Source organism: Rufibacter sp. XAAS-G3-1 (genome assembly GCF_013623775.1).
Lineage (GTDB): Bacteria > Bacteroidota > Bacteroidia > Cytophagales > Hymenobacteraceae > Nibribacter.
In genome coordinates, this window is record NZ_JABFAM010000054.1 from 1 (window position 1) to 597 (window position 597).

At 50.8% G+C, this 597-nt stretch carries 1 protein-coding gene; it reads right to left on the reverse strand.

Translation table 11 applies throughout. The annotated features are described in order from the left end of the window. Positions 1 to 393: 393 nt before the first annotated feature. Positions 394 to 597, reverse strand: a 204-nt coding sequence (locus HHO50_RS21125; RefSeq protein ID WP_219921623.1) for a hypothetical protein, incomplete at its 5' end; no start/stop codon positions are given.

Below are 597 nucleotides of genomic sequence, written 5' to 3' on the forward strand. Positions count from 1 at the left end.
AAAAATCTCCGCAAGAAGGAACTTCCGAGTGCCTGAGATTGGTTACGTCTGAGGCTCCGGTCGGGGGCTACCAAAGACGAGGTCATAGAGGAAAATATTTCTGCTTCGGAACTTCCAAGCCCTCAGGTGAGTTATCCTCCAGGCTGCGGCAAGGGATGGGTCAAAGCGGCTTCCTTCTGAGGGAAGCGCTTGGAAAGCCAAATACATTTCTTACCTTTGCGACCCGCCCGGCAGGAGAGGGTCTTGACCAGGGCAACCTGATAGAGACGCAAAGCGGATAAAAAAGTTTTCCTGGCCGCTTGCGGAGAGAGGAAAAGTTCTTACCTTTGCACTCCCTTCCGAAAGGAGGCTCGCTGACCGGCAGGGTTAGCGAGAAAAGAAAAAAACTTCGATTTATTCCTTGCAAAAAGGAAGGTTCTTTTTACCTTTGCGTCCCGGTTCGGGAGCGAGGCTAACGCCAAGTAAACGAACTGTTCCTTTTCGCCGGTCGGGCGGAAGGGGGAGGGAAAAAAGTTTTTGAAAAGTATTGCAAAGAGAAAGGAAGTCCTTACCTTTGCACCCGCTTCTAAAGCGAAGCACAGAAGACAGGCTAAGCCA